Genomic DNA, 25,738 nt, shown 5'->3' with positions numbered 1-25,738 from the left:
GCACACCAAGATATCATGAACGATGATGCTTTTTCTGTTTGTTGAGATAGAGCTGGGCGTCCGAGGCTTTATAGGCATCATCAATGGTGTCATTAGGTTGCATATTATAAATCCCCGCGGAAAAGTTGATCGATGTATCCGGTGCAATAATTTGTAAGTTATAGCGAATCCGCTCCAGCAGGCGGGGTGTTAAATCGGTGGGATGATCGATAAGAATAATACAGAACTCGTCTCCGCCGAGGCGAATCGCATAGTCACTTTTGCGAATAGTGGCCTGAATAGCTTTAGCCATGATGGTGATTATGCGATCGCCTTCCTGATGCCCCAGCGTGTCATTAATGATTTTTAGCTTGTCACAATCGATGGCGATAAACGTCACCAGCGTTCCGGTGTTGACCAGTTGCTGCAAACGCTGTTCGAGCGTGGGCGTTAAAATCTTGCGGTTGTAGAGTCCGGTCATAGCATCACTGATATTTTCACGCGTGACGTTGTGATACAACCGAAAATGTGTTCTGACCATATTCAGTAGCAGTATCGTTGCCAATAGATAGAAGGCGAATATCTTCCAGGAAGAGACAATAAAATACATAAAATCAAGTGATAGTGTGATGCGTAACCCGCCGGGTATGTCATTAATATAATGAACGTACTGAAATAGGTCGGTCTCGCTTTGGTGGATAACGATCTTTTTACCTGAGTGGGTATCAGATAAGGTCACGTTAAGATAACGCCACACCAGGGGACGGTCGTTGGTATAAAAAATATGCTTTAAATTCTCTTTATTAATATCCACCATGACGATACCTTTTAGTTTACCGGATAAATAGACCGGTGTTAAAAAGCTCATCACTTTCTTTTGCGTGAGGTCATCTTCGTAAATACTGGAGATGACCGTACGGCCAGTAAAAACATCGTCAATATCATTCTGGTTAATTCCCAGCGTGCCTTTTTGTAAAAAAGACCAATGGTTCATGGTGAACTGATAAGAGTTGACCAGATTGTAGAAATAGATGTAGTTATTCTTTAGATCAATGTAATAACGAAATTTGTATTCCAGTGTGCCTAATCCCTGACCGTAATCGACCAACTCACGATTCACGTTTACCGCCTGGTCGAAGGCGGGTAACAGGAAAATGTCATCAAGTTGCTCAATACAGTTTGAAGAGTGGGTCTGTAAAGTACCGCGCAACGGAAGATAGCGATGGTGGGTAAGATTGAGCCCATGCGCACCGTTAACGCTCTCGAAGGCGTTGCAAAGTGCTTTTCGTTGCTCAAGTGAAATGGGGTCTTTGGGCGATGAAAATTTGCGCATCAGATGGGCTGCGATGCTCTGATTGGTATATTTGTCATACAAAAAAGAGGAGTCGGCTTTCTCAATGATATAACGCATATACGCGTTCATTGCCTTGTTACTGGCAATCAGTTCGTAAATCAGAAAAGAGGATGTCAATATAATAACGCTGACGGAGATAAAGTGCCTGAGCGCTTTATGATGCAACTTCATAATGAATTACAGCCCATAGGTTAGAGGGGCGAGTTTACCACATGCACAACATTCGCTCTAACGGGGCGACAGGATAAACCATTGCAAAATGTCAATATCCCAATGAAGCGTAATACAATCAGCTGGAGCAAAGGCCCCGGCTGATTGTTGTCGCTTAATGGCTACTGGTGGCGCTTTGCTTATGAAACAGTTCCCGGAACACCGGATAGATATCATCCTGGTCACGGATATGCTGCATCGCAAAGTTATCAAAAGTTGATTGCAGATGCTCGTACTCACGCCACAAGGTCTGGTGCGCGCGGCGGGTAATTTCGATATAGCTATAATATCGCACCACCGGCAGCAGTTTTTTCGCCAGAATTTCATGGCACAGCGGTGAGTCATCCGCCCAGTTATCACCGTCCGATGCCTGCGCCGCATAGATATTCCACTGGGCAGGATCGTAGCGTTCTTTCACCACGTCATCCATCAACTTCAGCGCGCTGGAGACAATGGTTCCCCCGGTTTCCTGAGAGTAGAAGAACTCATGCTCGTCCACCTCTTTTGCCTGGGTATGGTGGCGAATATAAACCACTTCAACGTTTTTGTAGGTGCGGCTTAAGAACAGATACAGCAGAATATAAAACCGCTTGGCCATATCTTTGGTCGACTGATCCATTGAGCCGGACACGTCCATCAGACAGAACATCACCGCCTGGCTGGAAGGATCGGGTCGTTTTTCATAATTCTTGTAGCGCAAATCAAAGGTGTCGATAAACGGGACGCGTTCGATTTTTGCCCGTAGTTCAGCAATCTCTTTGCGTAATCGCTCTTCTTCCAGCAACTGCGCAGGTTCACTTTTAGCGATGGTCTCCAGGTCGGCTTCAAGCGCATGCAGCTCCCGACGTTTACCTGCCGTCATCGCCGTGCGTCGCGCCAGAGAGTTTTGAAGCGATCGCACCACGCTAATGTTGGCAGGCACACCGTTGGAGGTAAACCCTGCCCGGTGCGTTTTGTACTCCGTTAACTGACGTTGCTGATTTTGCTTCAGATTCGGGAGTGCCAAATCCTCAAACAGCAAATCCAAATACTCATCTTTTGAAATCTGAAAAACGAACTCATCCTGGCCTTCTCCATCCTGACTGGCCTGGCCTTGTCCGCTGCCCGACCCGCCGCCTCCGCCCTGAGGACGTTCAATACGGTCGTTCTGCACAAAATGGTCGTTACCCGGATGCACCCGATGGCGCAACCCCCCGCGCCCCTGATGAAACATTGGTTCGCTAATATCATCGGTTGGGATAGAGACAGACTCGCCGCTATCGACATCAGTCACCGAACGCTTGTTAATAGCCTCGGAGATCGACTGCTTAATTTGCGATTTATAACGGCGTAAGAAACGCTGACGGTTTACCGTGCTCTTGTTTTTGCCGTTAAGACGTCGGTCTATGAACCAGGTCATATGCCCCCCGTACTGCATTTGCCAACTTACGCTTCATCCTTCAAGTTGTCTCTGCGTTGGCTGCATTCGCTCACCCCAGTCACGTACTTATGTACGCTCCTGGGATTCACTCATTTGCCGCCTTGATACCTCTTGAATGATCTCGCGAACAGAAGAAATGTTGGCCCGGTAAACGGATAAAATTTCCGGGCCATTTATGCTGTTAAGACGATTTACGTACGCGCAAATACCATTCGCACAGTAAACGCACCTGCTTACGCGTGTAGCCTTTTTCCATCATCCGGTCGACAAAATCGTCGTGTTTTTTCTGCTCGTCAGTCGAGGTTTTGGCGTTAAACGAAATAACCGGCAACAACTCTTCGGTATTCGAGAACATTTTCTTCTCAATAACCGTGCGCAATTTTTCGTAACTGGTCCAGTTTGGATTACGACCGCTGTTATTCGCTCTGGCACGCAGAACAAAGTTGACGATCTCGTTACGGAAATCTTTCGGGTTGCTGATACCCGCCGGTTTTTCAATTTTTTCCAGTTCAGAGTTCAGCGACTCGCGATCGAACAGCTGACCGGTATCCGGATCGCGATATTCCTGATCCTGGATCCAGAAATCTGCATAGGTGACATAACGGTCAAAAATGTTCTGTCCGTATTCGGAGTAGGATTCCAGATAGGCGGTCTGGATCTCTTTGCCAATAAATTCGGCGTATTTCGGGATCAGATAGCCTTTCAGGAACTCAAGGTAGCGTTCGGCCTGCTCCTGCGGGAACTGCTCACGCTCGATTTGCTGTTCCAGAACATAGAACAGGTGTACCGGGTTTGCCGCCACTTCCACGTGGTCAAAGTTAAACACGCGGGAGAGGATCTTAAACGCAAAACGCGTCGACAGACCGTTCATCCCTTCATCAACCCCGGCGTAATCCCGATACTCCTGGTAAGATTTCGCTTTTGGATCGGTATCTTTCAGGCTTTCGCCATCGTAAACGCGCATCTTCGAGTAAATGCTCGAGTTTTCTGGCTCTTTCAGGCGCGAAAGAATCGTGAAGCGAGAAAGCGTTTCCAGCGTGCCCGGTGCGCAAGGCGCGTGGGTTAATTCACTGTGATTAAGCAATTTCTCGTAGATCTTGATCTCTTCGGAAATGCGTAAGCAATACGGAACCTTCACGATGTAGACGCGATCGAGGAAAGCTTCGTTGTTTTTGTTGTTACGGAACGTCACCCATTCGGATTCGTTCGAGTGAGCAAGAATAATGCCGTTAAACGGCAGGGCAGAAATACCTTCTGTCCCGTTGTAGTTGCCTTCCTGAGTTGCGGTCAGCAGGGGATGTAGCACTTTAATCGGCGCTTTAAACATCTCCACGAACTCCATGATCCCCTGGTTAGCCCGGCACAGTGCGCCGGAATAGCCGTAGGCATCCGGATCGTTTTGGGCATGGTGTTCGAGTTTACGAATATCCACTTTCCCGACCAGAGCGGAAATATCCTGGTTATTCTCATCGCCCGGTTCCGTTTTGGCGATAGCAATTTGTTCCAGAATAGACGGCCAGACTTTGACCACACGGAATTTGGTAATGTCTCCACCGAAATCATGCAGACGCTTCGCGGCCCATGGCGACATAATCGTGCCAAGATAGCGACGAGGGATCCCGTACTCTTTCTCCAGGATCTGCGCATCTTCCTGAGGGTTGAACAGGCATAACGGATGATCGTTAACCGGGCTGCGTTCACCGTTAGCGCTCAGGACATAAATCGGTACTCTTTGCATCAGCGATTTCAGTCGCTCAGCGAGAGATGATTTCCCGCCCCCTACAGGCCCCAGCAGATACAGGATCTGCTTCTTCTCTTCCAGCCCCTGAGCCGCGTGTTTCAGATAAGAGACAATCTGTTCAATCGCGTCTTCCATGCCATAAAACTCTTCAAACGCGGGATAACGAGCAATTACCCGGTTTGAAAAAAGTCGAGAAAGTCGAGGTTCATGGGCAGTATCGACCATGACAGGCTCACCAATAGCCATTAATAGCCGCTCTGCCGCGTTGGCATAAGCACTGCGATCTTGCCGACAAGTGGTAAGAAACTCCTGCAGCGTGAACTCTTCGTCCTTGGCAGCTTCATAACGCTGGCGATAGTGATCGAATATATTCATGGTATGCCGTCCTTTCGTTTTTTAGCACATGTTAAGAGCCGTTCATATGAATAGTAGAGGCCCCTGAAGAGGTAAACTGAACGACGTCGCTGCTGAAGAAATAAGCAACTCTCATGCCATTTCGATGGTCAGAAGATCAACGTATTCGGTGATACACCTTCTAAAATTAAGCGTAGATGGCATTTGCAAAACTTGCCTGCGCGTGCAAATGAATTTCAATGGCATATCAATAACTCATCGGCAAAAAATAGACATCTTATGTAAAGAAACAGGGCAGGATTCATGTCTTGTTCATCGGGCTGCAAGCAAAATGTCATCACCCGCTGAGAAATTAGGGGGTTACATTACGAGGCGAATACGTAAAATAGTTGGGCTGTCACGCAATGACGGTTACACTTTGAGTGCTTTACATTTGAATAAGGAATTATGGATTGTGACCAAACTCAAACTTCTGGCACTTGGCGTGCTTATTGTCACCTCTTCTGGCGTAGCACAAGCAGAAAGCAACCTGACGCTGGGCGCTGGCGTTGGTGTGGTTGAGAACGCTTATAAACAATACGATAATGACGTTTACCCGGTACCTGTTGTGACCTATGACAGTGAGAACTTCTGGTTCCGTGGTCTGGGTGGCGGTTACTACCTGTGGAATGACAACACCGATAAGCTGTCTGTCATGGCCTACTGGTCTCCGATGTATTTTAAACCGGGCGACAGCGATAACAGCCAACTGCGTCGTCTTGATAAACGTAAGAGCACCATGATGGCCGGTCTGTCTTACGTCCACAATACGCAATACGGCTTCCTGCGTACCAGTCTTGCCGGCGACGCGCTGGACAACAGCAATGGCATCGTCTGGGATCTGGCGTGGTTGTACCGTTACACCAACGGTGGCCTGACGCTGACGCCGGGTATTGGTGTCGAGTGGAACAGCGAAAACCAAAACGAATATTACTATGGTGTATCGCATCACGAATCAGCTCGTAGCGGTCTGCGCAGCTACGATCCAAATAGTAGCTGGAATCCGTACCTTGAACTTAGCGCAAACTACAACTTCCTTGGCGACTGGAGCGTGTACGCGACTGCGCGTTATACCCACTTGTCTGATGAAGTGACCGATAGCCCAATGGTGGACAAATCCTGGACGGGTCTGCTTTCTACGGGTATTACCTATAAGTTCTGATAACAGCCTGTGCTGAACAGAAGCCCGCATCACTGCGGGCTTTTTTTGTGCACAGAAAACCTCCAGAATGGAAAAATCAACGCCATGAAAGAGGGAAAATATTTAGGGCGGTTGAAATAACCGCTGTGCAGATAAAGTTTTGCGTTATTTCAGTCCGGGACATCATCGGTTCCCGAACCCTATAACCTAAGGTCGTCCCTCCAAACTATGATGGTGCAATTTGTGCACCATTACAGGACACATGTGCGTTGCTTTGCTTTACTGTGGTGCAAAACACAGGAGGGTGCGATGACAGATAAACAGGTGATTTTTGCCGGGCAGGTAAAGGTTCCTGCTATTGGGCAGGGGACGTGGTACATGGGTGAGAACCCTGGACGACGCCGGGATGAAGTTTCCGCGCTGAGTGCTGGACTTGATCTTGGTCTGCGACTGATTGATACGGCTGAAATGTACGCTGATGGTGCAGCGGAAGAGATCGTTGGCGAGGCGTTGTCGGGACGACGTGATGACGCCTTTCTGGTGTCAAAAGTGTATCCCTGGAATGCCGGAGGCCAGAAAGCCATCGCGGCCTGCGAAGCGAGTCTGCAGCGACTGAAAACCGATTATCTGGATCTCTACTTGTTGCACTGGTCGGGAAATTACTCGTTTACAGAAACGGTTGAGGCGATGGAAACGCTGATCGACCAGGGGAAAATCCGTCACTGGGGCGTCTCTAACCTCGACTACGATGATATGCAGGCGCTATGGCAGGTTGCGGGCGGGCGGCAGTGTGCAACTAACCAGGTGCTCTATCATTTAGCATCACGCGGCATTGAATATGATTTACTGCCATGGTGTCAGCAGCAGATGCCAGTCATGGCCTACAGTCCACTGGCCCAGGCAGGACGTTTACGCAATGATTTGCTGAGTAATGCGGTGGTGAATGAGGTTGCGGACGCACACAATGCCAGCGCTGCGCAGATTTTGCTGGCGTGGGTCATACGCCAACCTGGGGTAATAGCCATTCCGAAGGCGGCAAACATCGTCCACGTTGAGCAGAACGCTGCTGCGTTGGATATCACGCTCTCGGCAAGCGACCTGGCACGGCTGGATAAGGCTTATCCAGCCCCGAAGAGTAAAACGGCGCTGGATATGGCGTGATGTTACGCATTTTATCAGGCCTACGATATGTGCTGTCGGCCTCATAAGACACCCGTCGCCATCAGGCAACGGGTAAAATCTTAACGCTTAGCAACACGAATCGTTTGTGCCAGGCGAGAAGGTTTCTCTTCGGTTGTTTTCTGCGGCGCGGTCGCGTAAGCGGTTTCTACGCACACAAACGTTTTGTATCCATCATCCGGCATGTCACCCATGCTGACAGACAGTGCCGGGCCGGGGTTCCAGCCGACAACATTCAGATGGTGATGGTGCACGACGTCGATATTGCGATTCAGCGCATCATCATGAATGACGCTGCACGCCTCCGGGTTCAGATACACGCGGTCGGTACGGTCCGGGAAGGTCTGGATACCGCCGACCAGGACATCTTCTTTCGCATCGTTAACTTTATCGATCAGACGGTCGCCAAGACCGCTCACTTTCACTGCCGCAATGTCACCGACGTTGAAATAGGTATGCAGCGCAGAGGTGGTTTCAAACTCACCGTGGGCTTCCAGTTCGATTTCGCAGGTAGCACCCACTTTGAAGCGCGCTAACAGCGTAAACTCATGCGGCCAAAGCTGACGCGTTTCAGCTTTGCTCTGCAGTTCAAACGTCAGCACCACGCCGTTGCCATCTTCGTTATGTGCTTTCAGCGTCCATGGCAGGTTACGGGCAAAGCCGTGAGACGGCAGGCCCGGCTGAGCGGCGGGACCAAACCACGGCCAGCAAATCGGTACGCCGCCACGCAGCGCCACACCGGTTTTAAACGGCGTATTGTGACTTAACCACAGGACTTCTTCTTCGCCGGTGGGCTTCCAGGAAAGGAGATGTGCGCCCTGTAGTGCGAAAGAGGCTTTAACCTGCGGGTGGTCGACAACCACAATCTCTAGCTCATCAAGCTGACGGCGGGAGAGAACAGGGGTAATTTGTTCGATTATCGGAAGTGCAAAAATTTTATTAATCATTACGCAATCCTTTATTTTGAGCAAAAAAAAGAGCGACCGAAGTCGCTCTTACAGATTACTGTTTCATCTCAACTTATTTGGAGATGTGAGCAATCAGATCCAGAACTTTGTTTGAGTAGCCGGTTTCGTTGTCGTACCAGGAAACCAGTTTCACGAAGTTGTCGTTCAGTGCGATACCTGCTTTAGCATCGAACACGGAAGTGCAAACTTCACCGTTGAAATCGGTAGATACAACGTCGTCTTCGGTGTAACCCAGAACGCCTTTCATTGCGCCTTCGGAAGCAGCTTTGATTGCTTTCTTAATTTCTTCGTAAGAAGCAGCTTTTTCCAGACGAACGGTCAGGTCAACTACGGATACGTTCGGGGTAGGAACGCGGAACGCCATACCGGTCAGTTTGCCATTCAGTTCTGGCAGCACTTTACCTACAGCTTTAGCAGCACCGGTAGAGGACGGGATGATGTTCTGCGCTGCGCCACGACCGCCACGCCAGTCTTTGTGAGACGGGCCATCAACGGTTTTCTGAGTTGCGGTGGTCGCGTGAACGGTAGTCATCAGACCTTCGATGATTCCGAAGTTGTCGTTGATAACTTTAGCCAGCGGAGCCAGGCAGTTAGTGGTGCAAGATGCGTTAGAAACGATGTCCTGACCGTCGTATTTGTCAAAGTTAGCGCCTTTAACAAACATCGGGGTGTCATCTTTGGACGGACCAGTCAGAACCACTTTTTTCGCGCCAGCAGTGATGTGCTTACGAGCGGTTTCGTCTGTCAGGAACAGGCCAGTAGCTTCAGCAACTACGTCAACACCAACTTCGTCCCATTTCAGGTTAGCCGGATCACGTTCAGCGGTAACACGGATTTTTTTACCGTTCACGATCAGATGACCGTCTTTCACTTCAACGGTACCGTTGAAACGGCCGTGAGTGGAGTCATATTTCAGCATGTAAGCCATGTAGTCAGCGTCTAACAGGTCGTTGATTGCAACGATCTCGATGTCAGAACGTTCTTGAGCAGCACGGAAAACAATGCGACCGATACGGCCAAAACCGTTGATACCTACTTTGATAGTCATATATTCCACCAGCTATTTGTTAGTGAATAAAAGGTTGCCTGTAAAATTACAAAAACCTTACGCAGCGTCAAGCGGAATCGTGTCAATCATTGCGACAAATCAATCTGCTGCCTAAGCTTTGCGCAACTGACTCGCCTCACTCTTCCTTTGGGCTTGAAACCACATGGGGGCGGCGGCCCGAATTTTAAAGAGCAATCAAGATAAAAACGTGATTGCTGTCACGATTTATAGGCTGCCATTTCGCAATGATCAAGTTTAGAACAAAAGTTCGCCCTGCGGTGTTAATGTTTTGTTAGAATCTGTCTCGCGATGTGAGTTTAGATAAAGCGAGATGTGAGCAAATGGCTAATCAACCCTCTCCAGAAGAACTAAAGAAAAATTTATCCGAAATGCAGTTCTACGTGACGCAGAATCATGGGACCGAACCGCCGTTTACCGGGCGTTTGCTGCATAACAAACGTGATGGCGTTTACCATTGCCTGATCTGCGACCAACCGCTATTTCGTTCTGATACAAAATACGATTCCGGCTGCGGATGGCCCAGCTTCTACGAGCCTGTCAGCGAAGAGGCTATTCGTTACATTAAAGATACGTCACACGGGATGCAGCGCATTGAAATCCGTTGTGGCAACTGTGATGCTCACTTGGGACATGTCTTCCCGGATGGTCCAAAACCTACCGGTGAACGTTACTGTGTAAACTCAGCGTCTTTGAATTTCACCGATGATGAAAACGGCGATCAAATCAAAGGTTGAAGAAACGATTCAGCCAATTATTCTACGGGAGTGGGTTTTAGATGAATCTTGATGAGATGATTAACAGCATGACGCCGGAAGTTTATCAGCGCTTGTCGACGGCCGTTGAGCTGGGAAAGTGGCCGGATGGCGTTGCGCTAACGACGGAACAAAAAGAGAACAGTATGCAGCTGGTGATGCTATGGCAGGCGCGTAACAATATCGATGCGCAGCATATGACTATCGACACCAACGGTGAGATGGTGATGAAGAGCAAGCAGCAGTTGAAGGTTGAATTTGGTATCACGCCTGAGCCGATTGCGACGTTCAAATCCTGACTGCGGCGAGCGGTGTGACTTCGCAGGTCCGGCAAGCTGATAATGGCGGACCTGCAATAAAATTACTTTTTATTCATCATGGCCTTAAGGTCGGCAAACGGATTGTATTTCGCCTCGCCGACGTCTTTCTGCGCATCTTCCCCCGCCACTACGGTGGAACCATACTGATCCACTTCAGTGTATTTCGAGTGCTCATGATCGTGGCAATACAGGCATAACATTTCCCAGTTGCTACCGTCTTCCGGGTTATTGGAGTGATCGTGATCGATGTGGTGTACCGTCAGCTCGCGCAGATTGGAATACACGAACTCACGGGAACAGCGGCCGCAGACCCAGGGGAACAGTTTAAGCGCCTTTTCCCGGTATCCGACTTCCAGACGGGCGTAATTTTTAGGGATAAAAGCCATAAAATGTCGTGCTCCTGTAGAAGATGAAAAGCTGCGCCAGTGTCAGGCGCAGCGGATGGCGATAATCATAACCTATTGTGCGAGCTACGACACAATGCAGATCAGTGTTTGATCCCTAACGATTCGGCCAGTTGTTTAGCCAACTGATTTTTCTCGTCCGCGCCGTACTCCCAGAACATTGCCCCGCCAAGCCCTTTGCTCTTGATGTAGTCCGCTTTGATGGCGACAGACTGCGGGTTCTCATAGGAGAGGGCAAACAGCGTTTTGCCGTCAGCAGATTGAACAGACAACCACGGTACCTTTGCGGCATCGTCCCAGTGCTGGCTAAAGCGTTTTTGTGGATCGTTGATGAGATTCGCCACGATATCGTTGTACTTCACATAGGTATCTTTGGTCAGGTCAACGCCCAGCGATTTAAACAGTTCAATTTGCTGAGGTTCGAAGTAGGGCCGGGTGGCCGGATTTTTCTGCGCATCGGGTTTGCTCCAGTCAATGCCGGGCTCAACGGCGCGTTTTGGCACACGTCCATAAAAACCAATACCCAGGTTCATCTGACCCGGTTTTAGCCCGGCGGCAAGATAGTTATTGACCACAAAATCGGCGCTGTACTTATCCGCTGCGGCGACCGTCGGCCATTGCGTCGAATCGTACAGGTTCGAGTTGAAATACTGGGTACCGTAAGCCATGTCATAGGTCATCAGATTGATGTAGTCGAGTGACGGCGCAATGGCTTTCACATCCACCCAGCTTTTCGGGCTTTCCGCATTTGCGCCCACGGCGATGGTCAGCAGTTTTTTATCGCCCAATGCGGCGCGCAGTTCTTTTAGTAGCGCGGTAAAGTTGGCGCGGTCGGCTGGTTGACTTTCAACCAGTCCCCATGCGCCGTTGACCGGATATTCCCAGTCGAGATCGATACCGTCCAGGTCATACTTCTTAATAATGTCCTGTACTGACTGAATAAACACCGCACGGGACTCTTTCGTTGCCGCAGCGCCAGAGAATCCACGTGCGCCCCAGCCACCGACGGAAAGCAGAACTTTCAGGTTCGGATTCTGTTTGCGCAGCTCTGGAATTTTTAGCAAATCATCGCGCACTTTCTGTGAAAGCCAAATTTGATGCAGCTTGCTGGCATCTTTTAAGGCGTCATTGGTTTCGTCATTTTCGTTGTTGTAGATAAGGCCAAACGAATAGTTGAGGTGAGTTATCTGACGCACGTCAAGTGTATCAATATCGCCACCGGGACCGGCAGTGACGTCGCCGCCGCCATTAAAGTAGCCAACTGACATCAGTGAATTGGCGGAAACAACGCTGGCGCAGAGCAGGGGTAATGCTGCCAACAAAGGCAATAGTTTCATCGGTGTTCCTCTTTGACATTTAAACAAGCAAACACGCCACGGAAATAGCGTGGCGAAAAAAACAGCACTCGCAGGTTAACAGTTTCATAACAGGAAAAATGCGAAGGGGTTCACGTCATTTTTAGCGAAGCGGCTGCAACGTGCCTTTGGGCTTCAATTCATCTTTGCATTTATTTGTGATCTGAGTTGTGAAATGCAGATAATAATCTTTGTTTTAAAGATTTCGTGTTGACCTCAGAAATTATATGGACAAGTATGATGCCCACTGATGCAAAACTAAACACAAAGGAAAATTCAATGAAAGCACTGGCAAGATTTGGCAAGGCCTTTGGCGGCTACAAGATGATTGATGTCCCGGAACCGGTATGCGGCCCGGATGACGTAGTGCTTGAAATCAAGGCGGCAGCTATCTGCGGCGCGGACATGAAACACTACAATGTCGACAGTGGATCCGACCAGTTCAATTCGATTCGTGGTCACGAATTTGCCGGCCAAATTGTGCAGGTTGGCGATAAAGTTAAGGACTGGAAAGTTGGCCAGCGAGTAGTTTCTGACAACAGCGGGCACGTTTGCGGCGTATGTCCTGCCTGCGAGCAGGGTGATTTTCTTTGTTGTACAGAAAAGGTGAATTTAGGTCTGGACAACAATACCTGGGGCGGTGGGTTTGCGAAATATTGTCTGGTGCCTGGCGAAATCCTCAAAATTCACCGCCATGCGCTATGGGAGATCCCACTGGGCGTTGATTATGAAGAGGCGGCGGTGCTGGACCCTATCTGCAATGCCTATAAATCTATCGCTCAACAATCCAAATTTCTTCCCGGCCAGGATGTAGTGGTTTTCGGTACCGGTCCGTTAGGACTTTTTTCGGTACAAATGGCGCGCATTATGGGGGCCGTTAATATCGTGATGGTCGGGCTGGAAGAAGATGTCGCGGTGCGTTTCCCCATAGCCAAAGAAATGGGGGCGACGGCGGTCGTCAACGGTTCGACCGAAGATGTGGTCGCTCGTTGCCAGGAAATCTGCGGTAAAGACAATCTGGGGCTGGTTATCGAATGTTCCGGCGCCAATATTGCACTGAAACAATCTATCGAAATGCTGCGTCCCAACGGTGAAGTCGTCCGCGTGGGGATGGGTTTTAAACCTCTCGACTTCTCCATTAACGACATCACCGCGTGGAATAAAAGCATCATTGGTCATATGGCCTACGATTCCACTTCCTGGCGCAACGCCATTCGTCTGCTTGCCAGCGGCGCGCTCAAAGTCAAACCGATGATCACTCACCGTATCGGCCTGTCGCAATGGCGCGAAGGTTTTGACGCCATGGTCGATAAGACCGCGATTAAGGTCATTATGACTTACGACTTTGATGAATAGCATGTTTATTAAAGGAACGTTATCGCATGGAACAAATAGCTAAACCGCACTGTGGCGCCAGGTTGGATCGTCTGCCTGACTGCCGCTGGCACACGTCAATGTTTGCCATGGTCGCCTTCGGATTACTGGTTTGCTGGAGTAATGCCGTTGGCGGATTAATTCTCGCACAGTTAAAAGAACTCGGCTGGACGGATAACTCTACCACCGCCACGTTTTCCGCCATTACGACGGCGGGAATGTTTATCGGTGCGCTTGCTGGCGGAATTATCGGAGATAAAACCGGGCGTAAAAACGCATTTATCCTGTATGAATCGATTCATATTATTTCTATGATCGTTGGTGCGTTTTCACCAAATATGACCTTCCTGATCGCCAGTCGTTTTGTAATGGGGGTGGGATTAGGCGCACTATTGGTGACCTTATTTGCCGGGTTCACTGAATATATGCCTGGCAGAAATCGTGGTACCTGGTCCAGTCGGGTCTCGTTTATCGGCAACTGGTCTTATCCGCTCTGTTCACTGATTGCGATGGGGCTGACGCCACTTATCAGCGCCGAATGGAACTGGCGCGTGCAGTTGTTGATCCCGGCGGTGTTGTCGCTTATTGCAACTGTTATTGCATGGCGCAGTTTCCCTGAGTCACCTCGCTGGCTGGAGTCCCGCGGACGCTACCAGGAAGCTGAAAAGGTGATGCAGGCAATTGAGGAAGGTGTCATTCGACAGACTGGTAAGCCACTGCCGCCAGTTGTGATAGAAGATAATGGCAAACAACCGCGCTCTGTTCCGTATTCAGCCTTATTAACAGGAGTATTGCTGAAGCGGGTTATTTTGGGTTCCTTTGTTTTGATCGCCATGAACGTAGTGCAGTACACCTTAATTAACTGGCTACCGACAATATTTATGACTCAGGGTATTAATCTGAAAGACTCCATTGTCTTAAATACCATGAGCATGTTCGGCGCGCCGTTTGGGATTTTTATTGCCATGCTGGTAATGGATAAAATTCCGAGAAAGACCATGGGCGTGGGTTTATTAGTGTTAATTGCCGTGCTGGGTTATATCTATTCACTGCAAACCAGTATGTTGCTGATTACGCTAATTGGTTTCTTCCTGATTACCTTTGTTTATATGTACGTTTGCTATGCCTCGGCAGTCTATGTTCCGGAAATATGGCCGACCGAAGCGAAACTCCGTGGCTCCGGACTCGCCAACGCGGTAGGGCGCATCAGTGGTATCGCCGCGCCTTATGCGGTCGCGGTATTGCTTAATGGTTACGGCGTGACGGGGGTGTTTGTACTACTGGGTGCTGTCTCCATTATTGTCGCTATCGCCATTGCAACTATCGGAATTGAAACCAAAGGCGTCTCTGTCGAAAGTCTAGGCATTGATGCAGTTACCAGCAAATAATATTGACGGGAAAGAGAATGCAAAATTCAAAAGCGATATTAAAAACGCCGGGCACGATGAAAATTATCGCTGCCGATATGCCTATACCGAAAGAACATGAAGTTCTGATTAAAATTGAATATGTTGGTATTTGCGGCTCAGATGTGCATGGTTTTGAATCTGGTCCTTTTATTCCGCCGAAAGATCCAAACCAGGAAATTGGTCTCGGGCATGAATGCGCCGGTACGGTGGTGGCGATAGGGAACCTCGTGACCAAATTTAAACCGGGTGACCGGGTTAATATTGAGCCGGGCGTGCCGTGTGGTCACTGCCGCTACTGCCTCGAGGGTAAATACAACATCTGCCCGGACGTCGATTTTATGGCCACGCAGCCAAATTATCGCGGCGCGCTAACCCACTATCTATGCCACCCGGAGAGTTTCACTTACAAGCTACCCGACAACATGGACACCATGGAAGGGGCGCTGGTAGAACCTGCTGCTGTGGGGATGCATGCCGCAATGCTGGCAGATGTTAAACCGGGTAAGAAAATCGTCATTCTGGGGGCTGGCTGTATCGGCTTAATGACCCTGCAAGCCTGTAAATACCTGGGTGCAACCGATATTGCGGTGGTTGATGTACTGGAAAAACGCCTCGCAATAGCCGAACAGCTTGGCGCAATGACCGTCATCAACGGAGCAAAAGAGGATACGGTCGCATGCTGTCAGCAGTTCGCGGGCGATATGGGGGCCGACATTGTTTTTGAAACTGCAGGTTCGGCAATCACCGTTAAACAGACCCCGTATCTGGTGATGCGCGGCGGAAAAATCATGATCGTCGGTACGGTGCCCGGAGATTCGGCGATTAATTTCCTCAAAATTAACCGTGAGGTCTCAATTCAGACCGTTTTCCGTTATGCCAACCGCTACCCGGTTACTATTGAAGCCATCTCCTCCGGTCGTTTCGATGTGAAGTCGATGGTGACGCATATTTATGATTATGAAGATGTTCAGCGCGCGTTTGATGAATCCGTTAATAACAAACGCGAAATTATTAAAGGCGTTATTAAAGTTAACCATTAATTTATTGATAAGGGAGAAATTACCATGCTGGCAGATATTAAATACTGGGAAAACGATGCACAGAATAAACATTATGCAATTGCCCACTTTAACGTGTGGAATGCGGAAATGCTAATGGGGGTGATTGATGCGGCGGAAGAGTCGAAATCACCGGTAATTATCTCATTCGGTACCGGGTTTGTCGGCAATACCTCGTTTGAAGATTTTTCGCATATGATGGTTTCAATGGCCAAAAAGGCCTCGGTACCGGTTATTACCCACTGGGATCACGGGCGCAGCATGGAGATTATCCATAACGCCTGGGTCCATGGTATGAATTCGCTGATGCGCGATGCCTCTGCCTTTGATTTCGAAGAGAATATTCGTCTGACAAAAGAGGCAGTGGATTTTTTCCATCCGCTGGGTGTGCCGGTTGAAGCCGAGCTGGGCCATGTGGGCAATGAAACGGTGTACGAAGAGGCGCTGGCGGGTTATCACTATACCGATCCGGATCAGGCGGCGGAGTTTGTCGAGCGCACCGGCTGTGATTCTTTGGCAGTAGCGATTGGTAACCAGCACGGCGTCTATACCTCAGAGCCGAAACTGAATTTCGACGTGGTTAAACGCGTACGCGAAGCGGTATCCGTTCCGCTGGTGCTGCATGGTGCGTCGGGCATTAGCGATGCGGATATCAAAAAAGCCATTTCATTAGGCATCTCGAAAATCAATATCCACACCGAACTGTGTCAGGCGGCGATGGTTGCGGTACAAGAGAACCAAAATCAGCCTTTCCTGCACGTTGAGCGTGAAGTTCGCAAAGCGGTAAAAGAGCGCGCTCTGGAGAAAATTAAACTGTTTGGTTCTGACGGTAAAGCGGAATGACAACATGGATAATATCGAGGTTATTTGTATAGGGGCAGCTATTGTTGATATTCCCTTGCAGCCGGTAAGTAAAAATATCTTTGATGTAGATTCTTATCCGTTGGAACGTATTGCTATGACCACCGGGGGAGATGCGATTAATGAAGCGACTATTATTTCTCGTCTCGGTCATCGTACAACGCTAATGAGTCGGGTAGGTGCTGATGCAGCAGGTCATTTTATTCTCGACCACTGTCGTCGGGAGAATATTGATATTCAGAGTCTGAAGCAGGATTCTGAAATTGATACTTCCATTAACGTGGGTTTAGTCACAGCCGATGGTGAGCGTACTTTTGTGACTAACCGTAATGGCAGCCTATGGAAGCTGAATATAAACGATGTTGATTTTGAGCGTTTCTCGCAGGTGAAGCTGCTGTCGCTGGCAAGCATCTTTAATAGTCCCTTGCTGGACGGTAAAGCGTTAACAGCTATTTTCACTCAGGCGAAAGCGCATAAGCTAATTATCTGCGCCGATATGATTAAACCGCGACTGAATGAAACGCTGGACGACATCCGCGAGGCGTTGAGCTACGTGGATTACTTATTTCCTAATTTTGAAGAGGCAAAACTGCTCACCGGGAAAGGGACTCTGGATGAAATTGCCGACATTTTTTTGAGCTGCGGCGTGAAGACGGTAGTGATTAAGACTGGTAAGAGAGGCTGCTTTATCAAGCGTTCCGATATGAAAATAGAGGTTCCGGCCGTTTCGGGAATTACCGCTATCGACACTATCGGTGCAGGGGATAATTTTGCTTCGGGATTTATCTCCGCGCTGCTTGAAGGCAAAACACTGCGTGAGTGCGCGCTGTTTGCTAACGCAACGGCCGCGATATCGGTTCTGAGCGTGGGGGCCACGACGGGCGTGAAGAGCAGAAAGCTGGTTGAACAACTTCTCGATGAATATGAAGGGTAATAGCAGCAGATGAAAATGATTCCTTTAGGCAGTACGGACATTACGCTTTCTCGCATGGGATTAGGCACATGGGCCATTGGCGGCGGCCCGGCATGGAACGGCGATCTCGACCTGCAGATTTGCATCGACACCATTGTGGAGGCGCATCGCTGCGGCATTAATTTGATTGATACCGCGCCTGGCTACAACTTCGGCAACAGTGAAGTGATTGTCGGGCAGGCGCTGAAAAAGCTGCCTCGTAACGATATCGTTGTTGAAACTAAATGCGGCATCGTCTGGGAGAGAACAGGCAGCCTGTTTAACAAAGTGGGTGACCGCCAGCTGTACAAAAATCTTACGTCCGAGTCGATTCGCGAAGAGGTGGATGCCAGCCTGCTGAGACTGGGCATCGAGAGTATTGATATCTATATGACCCACTGGCAGTCGGTTGAGCCCTGTTTTACGCCGATTGCGGAAACAGTGGACACGCTGAATGCACTAAAGAAAGAGGGTAAAATCCGTTCTATTGGCGCGGCGAACGTGGATGCCGGGCACATTAAGGAGTATCTCAAACACGGTGAACTGGATATCGTGCAGGCCAAGTACAGCATTCTTGACCGCGCGCTGGAAGCTGAACTGCTGCCGTTATGCCAGCAGAATGGCATTATCGTGCAGGTCTATTCTCCGCTTGAGCAGGGTCTGTTGACCGGAACTATCGCCCGGGATTATGTTCCCGGCGGTGCGCGGGCTAACAAAGTTTGGTTTCAGCGGGAAAACATGCTGCGAGTGATTGATATGCTCGAACGGTGGCAGCCGTTGTGTGAAAAGTATCGCTGTACGATCCCCGCGTTGGCTCTGGCGTGGATATTAAAGCAAAGCGATTTAATCACCTTACTGAGCGGCGCAACCGCGCCAGAGCAGGTTCGTGAGAATGTTGAGGCGCTGACTATCGTATTAACGGATGACGATTCACTATTGATGAGACGAATGGCTGAGGCGTTGGATATAAAATAAGCGAGATGGGATTGACCTCTGTTTCTGTGTAAAATAGCACTAAAATCTGTGATTCAGACATGTTCTTTTGAAAATAAACATAGCCTGTGCGATACTTGGGTCTTATTATTACTTTGCAGGAAACAGAGGTGTCATCGTGGCGGCAAAAGACAGGATTCAGGCCATTAAGCAAATGGTGGCTAATGATAAGAAAGTGGCGGTATCTAATTTAAGTTCAATCTTTCAGGTGACTGAGGAAACAATTCGCCGCGATCTGGAAAAGCTGGAAGATGAAGGTTTTTTGACCCGAACATATGGCGGTGCGGTGCTCAACACTACCGCGTTGGCCGACAATATTCATTTTTATAAACGTGCAAAGTCTTTTTTTGAAGAGAAGCAGATTATTGCCCGTAATGCATTACCGTTTATTAAAAATAAGACCACAATGGCTGCTGACTCCAGCAGTACAGCGATGGAATTATTAAAGCTGTTGAAGGAAAGAAACGATCTGACGCTGCTCACCAATTCGGCTGAAGCATTTCATGAACTGGCGCAGTCGGAAATTAACGTTGTTTCTACTGGCGGTGAGTTGAATAAGAATACGCTGTCGCTGCAGGGAAGGATCACCAAGGAGATCATCAGCCGCTATCATGTTGATATCATGGTGATGAGCTGCAAAGGTCTGGACATGCAGAGCGGGGCTCTTGACTCCAACGAAGCGGAAGCGGAAATAAAAAAAACTATGATTCGTCAGGCGACCGAGGTGGCTCTGTTGGTTGATCACTCAAAATTTGATCGTAAAGCTTTCGTCCAGCTCGCGGACTTTAGCCATATTAATTACCTTATAACTAATAAGGCACCGGGTGCAGAGTGGATTGCATTTTGCAAAGAGAATAATATTCAACTCATTTATTAATTTTAACGTGGGTCGTGTGATGTTATTTTAGTTTGCACCTGGATAATGCCATAAGAATCTAATGATGATGGATGGCGCGGCAAAATTGCTTCTGCCGCGATCACCATACTTTCTATTTAGCTGAATTTGAGGCATCCAGATGGAACAATGTGACCCTATCGGCGCAAGATTAGATCGCTTACCCTTATCTCGGTTTCATTTTCGTATTTTCGGCATTATTAGTTTTAGTTTATTAGTCACCGGTTTTCTCAGCTATTCCGGGAATGTGGTATTGGCAAAATTAGTCAGTACCAGTTGGTCAAATAATTATCTCAACGCCGCATTTACCTCAGCGTTGATGTTTGGCTACTTTATCGGCTCACTGACCGGTGGCTTTATTGGTGATTATTTCGGTAGACGCAAAGCATTCCGCATCAATTTGCTGATCGTCGGGGTCTCTGCCTGCGCGGCTACTTTTGTACCCAACATGTACTGGCTTATCTTTTTCCGTTGCCTGATGGGGACCGGAATGGGGGCGCTAATTATGGTAGGTTATGCCTCATTTACCGAATTTATTCCGCCTGCGGTGCGCGGGAAGTGGTCTGCCCGCCTGTCGTTTGTCGGCAACTGGTCGCCAATGTTATCGGCGGCAATTGGTGTTGTGGTCATTACTTTTTTAAGCTGGCGGGTGATGTTTCTGCTCGGCGGCGCAGCTATGCTGTTGGCATGGTATTTGTCCGGCAAGTACTTTATTGAATCTCCTCGCTGGCTGGCTGGCAAAGGGCAGAGAAGCGAGGCTGAAAAACACCTTTTACAGGTGGAATCGCAAATTGAGAAAGAGAAAAATATCACCTTACCTTCCTGCCAGAGCGATTGCCTGACGGCGGACTTAAGCTCGGAAAGTGGTTCATTCTGGCTATTGCTGAAGGGGCCGATGTTGCGCTGTACGCTGGTGGCGATCACCGTGCTTATCGCGATGAATATTTCGCTCTATACAATTACGGTATGGATCCCGACGATTTTTGTTAATTCGGGAATCGATGTGACAAAATCCATCTTTATGACCGCGATAATTATGATTGGCGCGCCGGTTGGGATATTTATTGCCGCGCTGATCATCGATCGTTTTCCCCGGCGATTATTTGGTTCATTCTTGCTGATTATTATCGCGATGCTCGGATACTTCTATTCGGTTCAAACCGAAGAGTGGGCTATTCTGAGCTACGGGCTGGTGATGATCTTTTTTCTGTATATGTATGTTTGCTTTGCTTCTGCGGTGTATGTTCCGGAACTGTGGCCTACGCACCTCAGATTGCGGGGATCGGGTTTTGTGAATGCTGTGGGAAGGATTGTGGCGGTGTTCACGCCTTATGGCGTCGCTATTCTGTTGACACGCTACGGCTCGATTACGGTCTTTATTGTGCTAGGTGTAATACTGGTGTTTTGCGCGTTGATTCTTTTTTGTTTTGGCGTCGAAACACGTAAAGTTTCGCTGGAAGACATTTCAACGCTGGTCTGAGATGACGCGCCGACAGGAGTGACCCTGTCGGTGTCACTTACGGCTGGGTTTCCAGCCAGTCTGCCAGGGTATACAGCGTCGCACCCGCCGCCGCCATTTCCATAAAAGCGTGTGCACTGTCCTGCGGCTGAATATTGACGCCACGGCAGCCGTCGGTAATCACATTGACGGTATAGCCCAGATCCAGCGCATCAAGGACGGTAAATTTGACGCAATAGTCGGTTGCCAGCCCCATGATGATGAGCTCAGAAATACGATGTTGCTGAAGCCACGCATTCAGCGCAGTAGCCTGACGGCGACCGTTATCAAAAAACGCACTGTAGCTGTCGACCAGCGGGTTCTCACCCTTAGTGAACGTTTGAGTAATCGCACGCTGGTTCAGCAGGGGATGCAGGGCAGCGCCTTCGCTGTTTTGCACGCAGTGATCGGGCCAGAAGGTTTGCGCCAGACCGTCGAGTTGCCCCTGGCTGTAGGGGGCAACCTGATGCTGACTGGCGAAGCTGCCGTGATTAGCCGGGTGCCAGTCCAGACTGGCGACCACGGTATCGCCACGCGTATCGCACCAGTCAATCAGGCGGTTGGCAATATCGATTGTGCTGTCACCCTGCGGGACGGCGAGGGCGCCACCGGCACAAAAGTCGTTTTGTAAATCAACCAGCAATAATGCTCGGGTCATTGTCATCGACTCATTTACTCGTCCGGCGTGAGTTCGCCACGCAGGTTTTGCGTCATCGCCGTGCGAATCGCCTGTGTGTCCAGTCCCTGGCTCAGTAAATAATGCAGCTTGGTGAGCGTGGCTTCGACAGTCATATCCGCGCCGCCAATCACGCCCGCATGCGCTAAGGCATTCCCGGTTGCATAACCGCCCATGTTTACCTTGCCGGACATACACTGGGTGAGGTTCACCACCACAATACCGCGCGAACTGGCATCCTCAAGCTCCTTCAGGAACTCCTTATTTTGCGGGGCATTACCCACGCCGTAGGAACGCAGTATTAACGCTTTGACCGGCTGGCGCAGGAAGTTACGCACCACGTCAGCGGAAATCCCCGGATAAATGGTGACCACGCCAATTGGCTGTGGGGTAATAGGGTGCACAATCAACTCACCCGCACCGTGTGGCGCTGGTGGCGTTCCCAGACGGCGGATGTGGATCCCCGCTTCGAGCAAGGGCGCAAGGTTGGGCGAGGCGAAAGCGTCAAATCCGTCGGCGTGCGCCTTGGTGGTGCGGTTGCCGCGATACAATCGATTGTTGAAAAACAGCGTGACTTCATTGATTGGATAATTGGCTGCTACGTACAACGCATTCAGCAAATTGATTTGTCCGTCTGAGCGTAGCTCTGCCAGCGGAATTTGTGACCCTGTCACAATAACCGGTTTACCCAGATTCTCCAGCATGAACGAGAGCGCCGAGGCGGTGAACGCCATAGTATCGGTGCCGTGCAGGATAACAAAACCATCATATTCGTCGTAGTGCGCTTTAATATCTGCCGCAATATGCTGCCAGTCTTCTGGTGTCATATCGGAGGAATCCATCAGCGGAACGTATTCGTGAATGGTGAAGTCAGGCATCTCGGGGCGGTGGAATTCAGGCATCAATGCCAGCTGGCGCTGAAGATGGCCGGAAACGGGAATGTAACCTTGTTCTGAGCGCTGCATACCGATGGTACCGCCGGTATAGGCAACGTAAATCGATTTCTTCTGCATGACGTTTCTTCTGTCTCAAAGAAAAACCCCTCTTCATCCCGAAGAGGGGTCAATTGTTAGCGAACGTTGGCGCAGGTCAGGCAGAACGCATAACGGTTCTGCGGGTCGTTAAATGCGGCCAGCTTATCACTTTCGGTTTTTACCACGCTTGCCGCAGAGGCTAACGGCGCGGGGAGCATGGCCTGAATCGCTTCTGGCAACATAGCGCGCACGGAACCTGACATGCTGTCCATGACCATATCAACGAACGTCGGTTCGTCCTGATAATAATCAATGTGCCATTGTTTCAGTTTGGCCAGTTCCGCCGCTTTTGCTACGGCGTCGTCGAAGTCACCGAGACTGTCGACCAGGCCGTTAGCTTTCGCATCCTGACCTGTCCAGACGTGGCCCTGCGCGATTTTATCAATCTGCTCTGGCGTTGTCTTACGTGCATCTGCCACTAGTGTGATGAAGCGCTTATAACCGTTCTCGATGCTGAGTTGCATCATCTGCTGCACTTCCGGCGGCAATGCTTTGGTGACGGAAATATCGGCCAGCGGTGAGGTTGCCACGCCGTCGGTATGCACACCAATGGAATCCAGGCTGTGCTCAACGGTGTTGATCACGCCAAAGATGCCGATTGAGCCAGTTAAGGTGCTGGGGTTCGCCACAATGTAGCTTGCCGGGGTTGAGATCCAGTACCCACCTGATGCCGCCATGCCACCCATGGACACGACTACCGGTTTGCCCGCCGCTTTTGCCGCAGCCAACTCAGAGCGGATCACTTCGGAGGCGCTGACGCTGCCGCCTGGGCTGTTCACGCGCAGGACAATGGCTTTCACCTTCGGATCGAGGCGTGCTTCGCGGATCTGCGCGGCGGTGGTGTCACCTCCGACATTACCTGGCGTTTCTTCACCGTCCATAATCGCGCCATTGGCAAAGACCACGCCAATGCTGTCGCCAGTGTCAGCCGGGGTTTTTAGCGTGTAATCGTAATAGCTGACGGCGCGATAGTTTTTATCCGCTTTGCTCCAGCCAAACTGTTTGGTCAGCAATTTTTCTACTTCGGCGCTGGAGGCGAGGGCATCGACCAGTTTATTGTCGAGGGCGTACTTCGCGGTATCGCCATCCACTTTCGTCAGACCATCAAGCATGGCCTGCGCGCCAGGGAACACCTGTTGAGCCGGGATCTGACGGTTAGCAGCAACGGTGTCGAGGTAGTTCTGCCACAGCTCGCCAATCCAGCGACTGTCGGCTTCACGCGCGGCCGGGGACATATCGTCGCGAATAAACGGCTCGACGGCAGACTTATAGGTGCCGACGCGGAACACGTGGGTAGAGACTTTCAGCTTATCCAGCAGAGACTTGTAGTACAGACCGTTGGTGGCAAAGCCGTGCAGGTCAACCGAACCCTGCGGGGAGAGCCAAATTTTGTTGGCAAAACTCGCCAGATAATACTGCCCCTGGCTGAAGTTATCGCCCACGGCAAACACCGGTTTCCCGCTGTCGCGGAATTCGCGCAGCGCTTTGCCGATATACTGCATGGACGGCTGGTCGGCTCCGGCAAAGTTTTTTAAATCCATCACGATGCCGGTGATGTTGCGATCGTCTTTTGCCTGGCGAATGGTGTTGACGATATCGAACAGCGAGTTTTCCTGCAGACGATCGGAGCTGGCGCCAAACAGCTGACGGCCAATCACGCTTAAGCGGCTGGTGCTTGAGGGTTTATCAACAATGACGCCCGAGATATCCAGCAGCAGCGCGCCTCGCTCGGCGTGTTCACTGGTATTGCTGCTGCTGACCTGCATCCAGATACCCACGCCCACCAGTACCAGAAAAATAAAGAACAGATTCAGTACACATTCACGGACGAAATTCAGTATTCGCCACGTCCATTTAAAAATTCCGGCAATAAAACGCCACAGGGTTCGCATGTATTCTCCCTACCGATGAGCAACACGCCTCTCCGTTCTACCGGATAAAGGCGTTAAGATGTGGCTATCGTAATGACCCGGCAGGCACTTGTCAGCAGGAATCACTACCGGTGCTGTAACAAAATTCGCTCACGTGTTAATTTTGTGAATAAATCTCATTGTTGGAGTTAAGCAAATGGATGCACTCGAATTACTTATGACTCGTCGTAGCACCTCCCGTCTTGTTGAACCTGCACCGGCGGGCGAGCAACTGCAAAACATCCTGCGGGCGGGGATGCGTGCACCGGATCACAAAACGTTGCAGCCGTGGCAATTTTTTGTCATTGAAGGTGAAGGCCGTGAGCGTTTTAGCAGCGTGCTCGAAAAAGGGGCGATAGCCGCAGAGGGTGACGAAAAGGCCGTCGAAAAAGCGCGTACTGCGCCGTTTCGTGCACCACTGATTATTACGGTAGTTGCGAAATGTGAAGAAAGCGACAAAGTCCCGCAGTGGGAGCAGGAAATGTCTGCCGGTTGCGCGGTAATGGCAATGCAGATGGCCGCGATTGCGCAAGGCTTTGGCGGAATCTGGCGCACTGGCGCATTAACGGAAAGCTCGGTGGTCCGCGAAGCGTTTGATTGTCGCCCACAGGATAAAATTGTCGGTTTCCTTTATCTGGGGACGCCGCAGCTTAAAGCTTCCACCTCGATAAACCTTGCCGATCCGACCTCGTTCGTCCGTTATTTCTGATATCAACGGCAAAACTGTCTGGATTATGAGCAAAGACACCCGAATTCAGACAGTCACTCTTACCACATCATGGAATGAGCGCTA

General features: G+C 49.9%; 23 protein-coding genes. 13 read left to right on the top strand and 10 right to left on the bottom strand.

Annotation, left to right across the window (positions count from 1 at the left end; genetic code table 11):
• Positions 1-13 precede the first annotated feature (13 nt).
• The 3 genes from dgcJ to yeaG all read right to left on the bottom strand — a co-directional run bounded on the left by dgcJ (position 14) and on the right by yeaG (position 5,079).
• Positions 14-1,504: a diguanylate cyclase DgcJ gene (gene dgcJ / locus JQ822_RS20175; protein ID WP_213134964.1), complete on the bottom strand. Its 1,491-nt coding sequence runs from the start codon at positions 1,502-1,504 to the stop codon at positions 14-16.
• A gap of 154 nt (positions 1,505-1,658) precedes the next feature.
• Complete coding sequence (locus tag JQ822_RS20170; RefSeq protein ID WP_213134963.1) at positions 1,659-2,942, bottom strand: YeaH/YhbH family protein; 1,284 nt, start codon at positions 2,940-2,942, stop codon at positions 1,659-1,661.
• 202 nt (positions 2,943-3,144) lie between these two features.
• The gene (gene yeaG, locus JQ822_RS20165; protein ID WP_135321557.1) at positions 3,145-5,079 is read right to left on the bottom strand and encodes a protein kinase YeaG; all 1,935 of its coding nucleotides are present in this window, start codon (positions 5,077-5,079) and stop codon (positions 3,145-3,147) included.
• A 433-nt stretch (positions 5,080-5,512) separates the two neighbouring features.
• Here yeaG and JQ822_RS20160 point away from each other — a divergent pair, with 433 nt between their 5' ends.
• Positions 5,513-6,259, top strand: coding sequence for a MipA/OmpV family protein (locus JQ822_RS20160; protein ID WP_213134962.1), 747 nt, complete (start codon positions 5,513-5,515; stop codon positions 6,257-6,259).
• Positions 6,260-6,547: 288 nt separating this feature from the next.
• Complete coding sequence (locus tag JQ822_RS20155) at positions 6,548-7,399, top strand: aldo/keto reductase (RefSeq protein ID WP_213134961.1); 852 nt, start codon at positions 6,548-6,550, stop codon at positions 7,397-7,399.
• Positions 7,400-7,479: 80 nt separating this feature from the next.
• Here JQ822_RS20155 and JQ822_RS20150 read toward each other — a convergent pair whose 3' ends face one another.
• Together JQ822_RS20150 and gapA are read right to left on the bottom strand one after the other, a co-directional pair.
• Positions 7,480-8,364 carry a D-hexose-6-phosphate mutarotase gene (locus tag JQ822_RS20150; protein ID WP_213134960.1) on the bottom strand — a complete coding sequence of 295 codons (885 nt, stop codon included), beginning with the start codon at positions 8,362-8,364 and terminating at the stop codon, positions 7,480-7,482.
• Positions 8,365-8,437: 73 nt separating this feature from the next.
• Entirely contained in the window at positions 8,438-9,433 is a 996-nt protein-coding gene (gapA, locus tag JQ822_RS20145; RefSeq protein ID WP_213134959.1) for a glyceraldehyde-3-phosphate dehydrogenase, read from the bottom strand.
• A gap of 341 nt (positions 9,434-9,774) precedes the next feature.
• Between gapA and msrB the strand changes: the two genes are divergently transcribed.
• The gene (msrB, locus tag JQ822_RS20140) at positions 9,775-10,188 is read left to right on the top strand and encodes a peptide-methionine (R)-S-oxide reductase MsrB (RefSeq protein WP_213134958.1); all 414 of its coding nucleotides are present in this window, start codon (positions 9,775-9,777) and stop codon (positions 10,186-10,188) included.
• A gap of 41 nt (positions 10,189-10,229) precedes the next feature.
• Positions 10,230-10,505, top strand: a complete 276-nt coding sequence (locus JQ822_RS20135; RefSeq protein WP_135321564.1) for a YeaC family protein — start codon at positions 10,230-10,232, stop codon at positions 10,503-10,505.
• Between the two features lie 62 nt (positions 10,506-10,567).
• Here the strand turns inward: JQ822_RS20135 and yajD are convergent, their stop codons facing one another.
• Both yajD and JQ822_RS20125 read right to left on the bottom strand, forming a co-directional pair.
• The gene (gene yajD / locus JQ822_RS20130) at positions 10,568-10,912 is read right to left on the bottom strand and encodes an HNH nuclease YajD (protein WP_003030690.1); all 345 of its coding nucleotides are present in this window, start codon (positions 10,910-10,912) and stop codon (positions 10,568-10,570) included.
• A 101-nt stretch (positions 10,913-11,013) separates the two neighbouring features.
• Positions 11,014-12,267: a glycoside hydrolase family 18 protein gene (locus JQ822_RS20125; protein ID WP_213134957.1), complete on the bottom strand. Its 1,254-nt coding sequence runs from the start codon at positions 12,265-12,267 to the stop codon at positions 11,014-11,016.
• 297 nt (positions 12,268-12,564) lie between these two features.
• Here JQ822_RS20125 and JQ822_RS20120 point away from each other — a divergent pair, with 297 nt between their 5' ends.
• From JQ822_RS20120 to JQ822_RS20085, 8 genes are all read left to right on the top strand, one after another.
• Positions 12,565-13,641, top strand: a complete 1,077-nt coding sequence (locus JQ822_RS20120) for a zinc-binding dehydrogenase (RefSeq protein ID WP_213134956.1) — start codon at positions 12,565-12,567, stop codon at positions 13,639-13,641.
• A 26-nt stretch (positions 13,642-13,667) separates the two neighbouring features.
• Positions 13,668-15,047 (top strand): MFS transporter, encoded by a 1,380-nt coding sequence (locus JQ822_RS20115; protein ID WP_213134955.1) that lies wholly within the window; start codon positions 13,668-13,670, stop codon positions 15,045-15,047.
• Positions 15,048-15,064: 17 nt separating this feature from the next.
• Complete coding sequence (locus JQ822_RS20110; RefSeq protein ID WP_213134954.1) at positions 15,065-16,108, top strand: NAD(P)-dependent alcohol dehydrogenase; 1,044 nt, start codon at positions 15,065-15,067, stop codon at positions 16,106-16,108.
• Between the two features lie 24 nt (positions 16,109-16,132).
• Positions 16,133-16,969, top strand: coding sequence for a ketose-bisphosphate aldolase (locus JQ822_RS20105; protein WP_213134953.1), 837 nt, complete (start codon positions 16,133-16,135; stop codon positions 16,967-16,969).
• A 4-nt stretch (positions 16,970-16,973) separates the two neighbouring features.
• A complete protein-coding gene (locus tag JQ822_RS20100) occupies positions 16,974-17,921 on the top strand; it encodes a carbohydrate kinase family protein (protein WP_213134952.1) in 948 nt (315 codons plus the stop codon).
• Positions 17,922-17,930: 9 nt separating this feature from the next.
• On the top strand, positions 17,931-18,914 hold the full coding sequence (ydjG, locus tag JQ822_RS20095; protein WP_213134951.1) for an NADH-dependent methylglyoxal reductase: 984 nt from the start codon (positions 17,931-17,933) through the stop codon (positions 18,912-18,914).
• A gap of 136 nt (positions 18,915-19,050) precedes the next feature.
• Entirely contained in the window at positions 19,051-19,809 is a 759-nt protein-coding gene (locus JQ822_RS20090) for a DeoR/GlpR family DNA-binding transcription regulator (RefSeq protein ID WP_213134950.1), read from the top strand.
• Positions 19,810-19,948: 139 nt separating this feature from the next.
• Entirely contained in the window at positions 19,949-21,307 is a 1,359-nt protein-coding gene (locus JQ822_RS20085) for an MFS transporter (protein ID WP_213134949.1), read from the top strand.
• A 37-nt stretch (positions 21,308-21,344) separates the two neighbouring features.
• On the opposite strand, the gene pncA is transcribed toward JQ822_RS20085, so the two are convergent.
• Genes pncA through sppA form a run of 3 tightly spaced genes read right to left on the bottom strand, consistent with a single transcriptional unit; the run spans position 21,345 to position 24,927 of the window.
• On the bottom strand, positions 21,345-21,983 hold the full coding sequence (gene pncA, locus JQ822_RS20080; protein ID WP_213134948.1) for a bifunctional nicotinamidase/pyrazinamidase: 639 nt from the start codon (positions 21,981-21,983) through the stop codon (positions 21,345-21,347).
• Positions 21,984-21,997: 14 nt separating this feature from the next.
• Positions 21,998-23,014, bottom strand: a complete 1,017-nt coding sequence (gene ansA / locus JQ822_RS20075) for an asparaginase (protein WP_213134947.1) — start codon at positions 23,012-23,014, stop codon at positions 21,998-22,000.
• Positions 23,015-23,070: 56 nt separating this feature from the next.
• Entirely contained in the window at positions 23,071-24,927 is a 1,857-nt protein-coding gene (gene sppA, locus JQ822_RS20070) for a signal peptide peptidase SppA (RefSeq protein ID WP_213134946.1), read from the bottom strand.
• Between the two features lie 175 nt (positions 24,928-25,102).
• On the opposite strand from sppA, the gene JQ822_RS20065 reads away from it, so the two are divergent.
• Positions 25,103-25,654, top strand: a complete 552-nt coding sequence (locus tag JQ822_RS20065) for an NAD(P)H nitroreductase (protein WP_213134945.1) — start codon at positions 25,103-25,105, stop codon at positions 25,652-25,654.
• The last annotated feature ends 84 nt before the right edge of the window (positions 25,655-25,738 follow it).

This window comes from Citrobacter sp. FP75 (assembly GCF_018342065.1).
GTDB lineage: Bacteria > Pseudomonadota > Gammaproteobacteria > Enterobacterales > Enterobacteriaceae > Citrobacter.
Note: the sequence above shows the minus strand (reverse complement) of the source record. Positions and strands in the feature narration are given on the sequence as shown.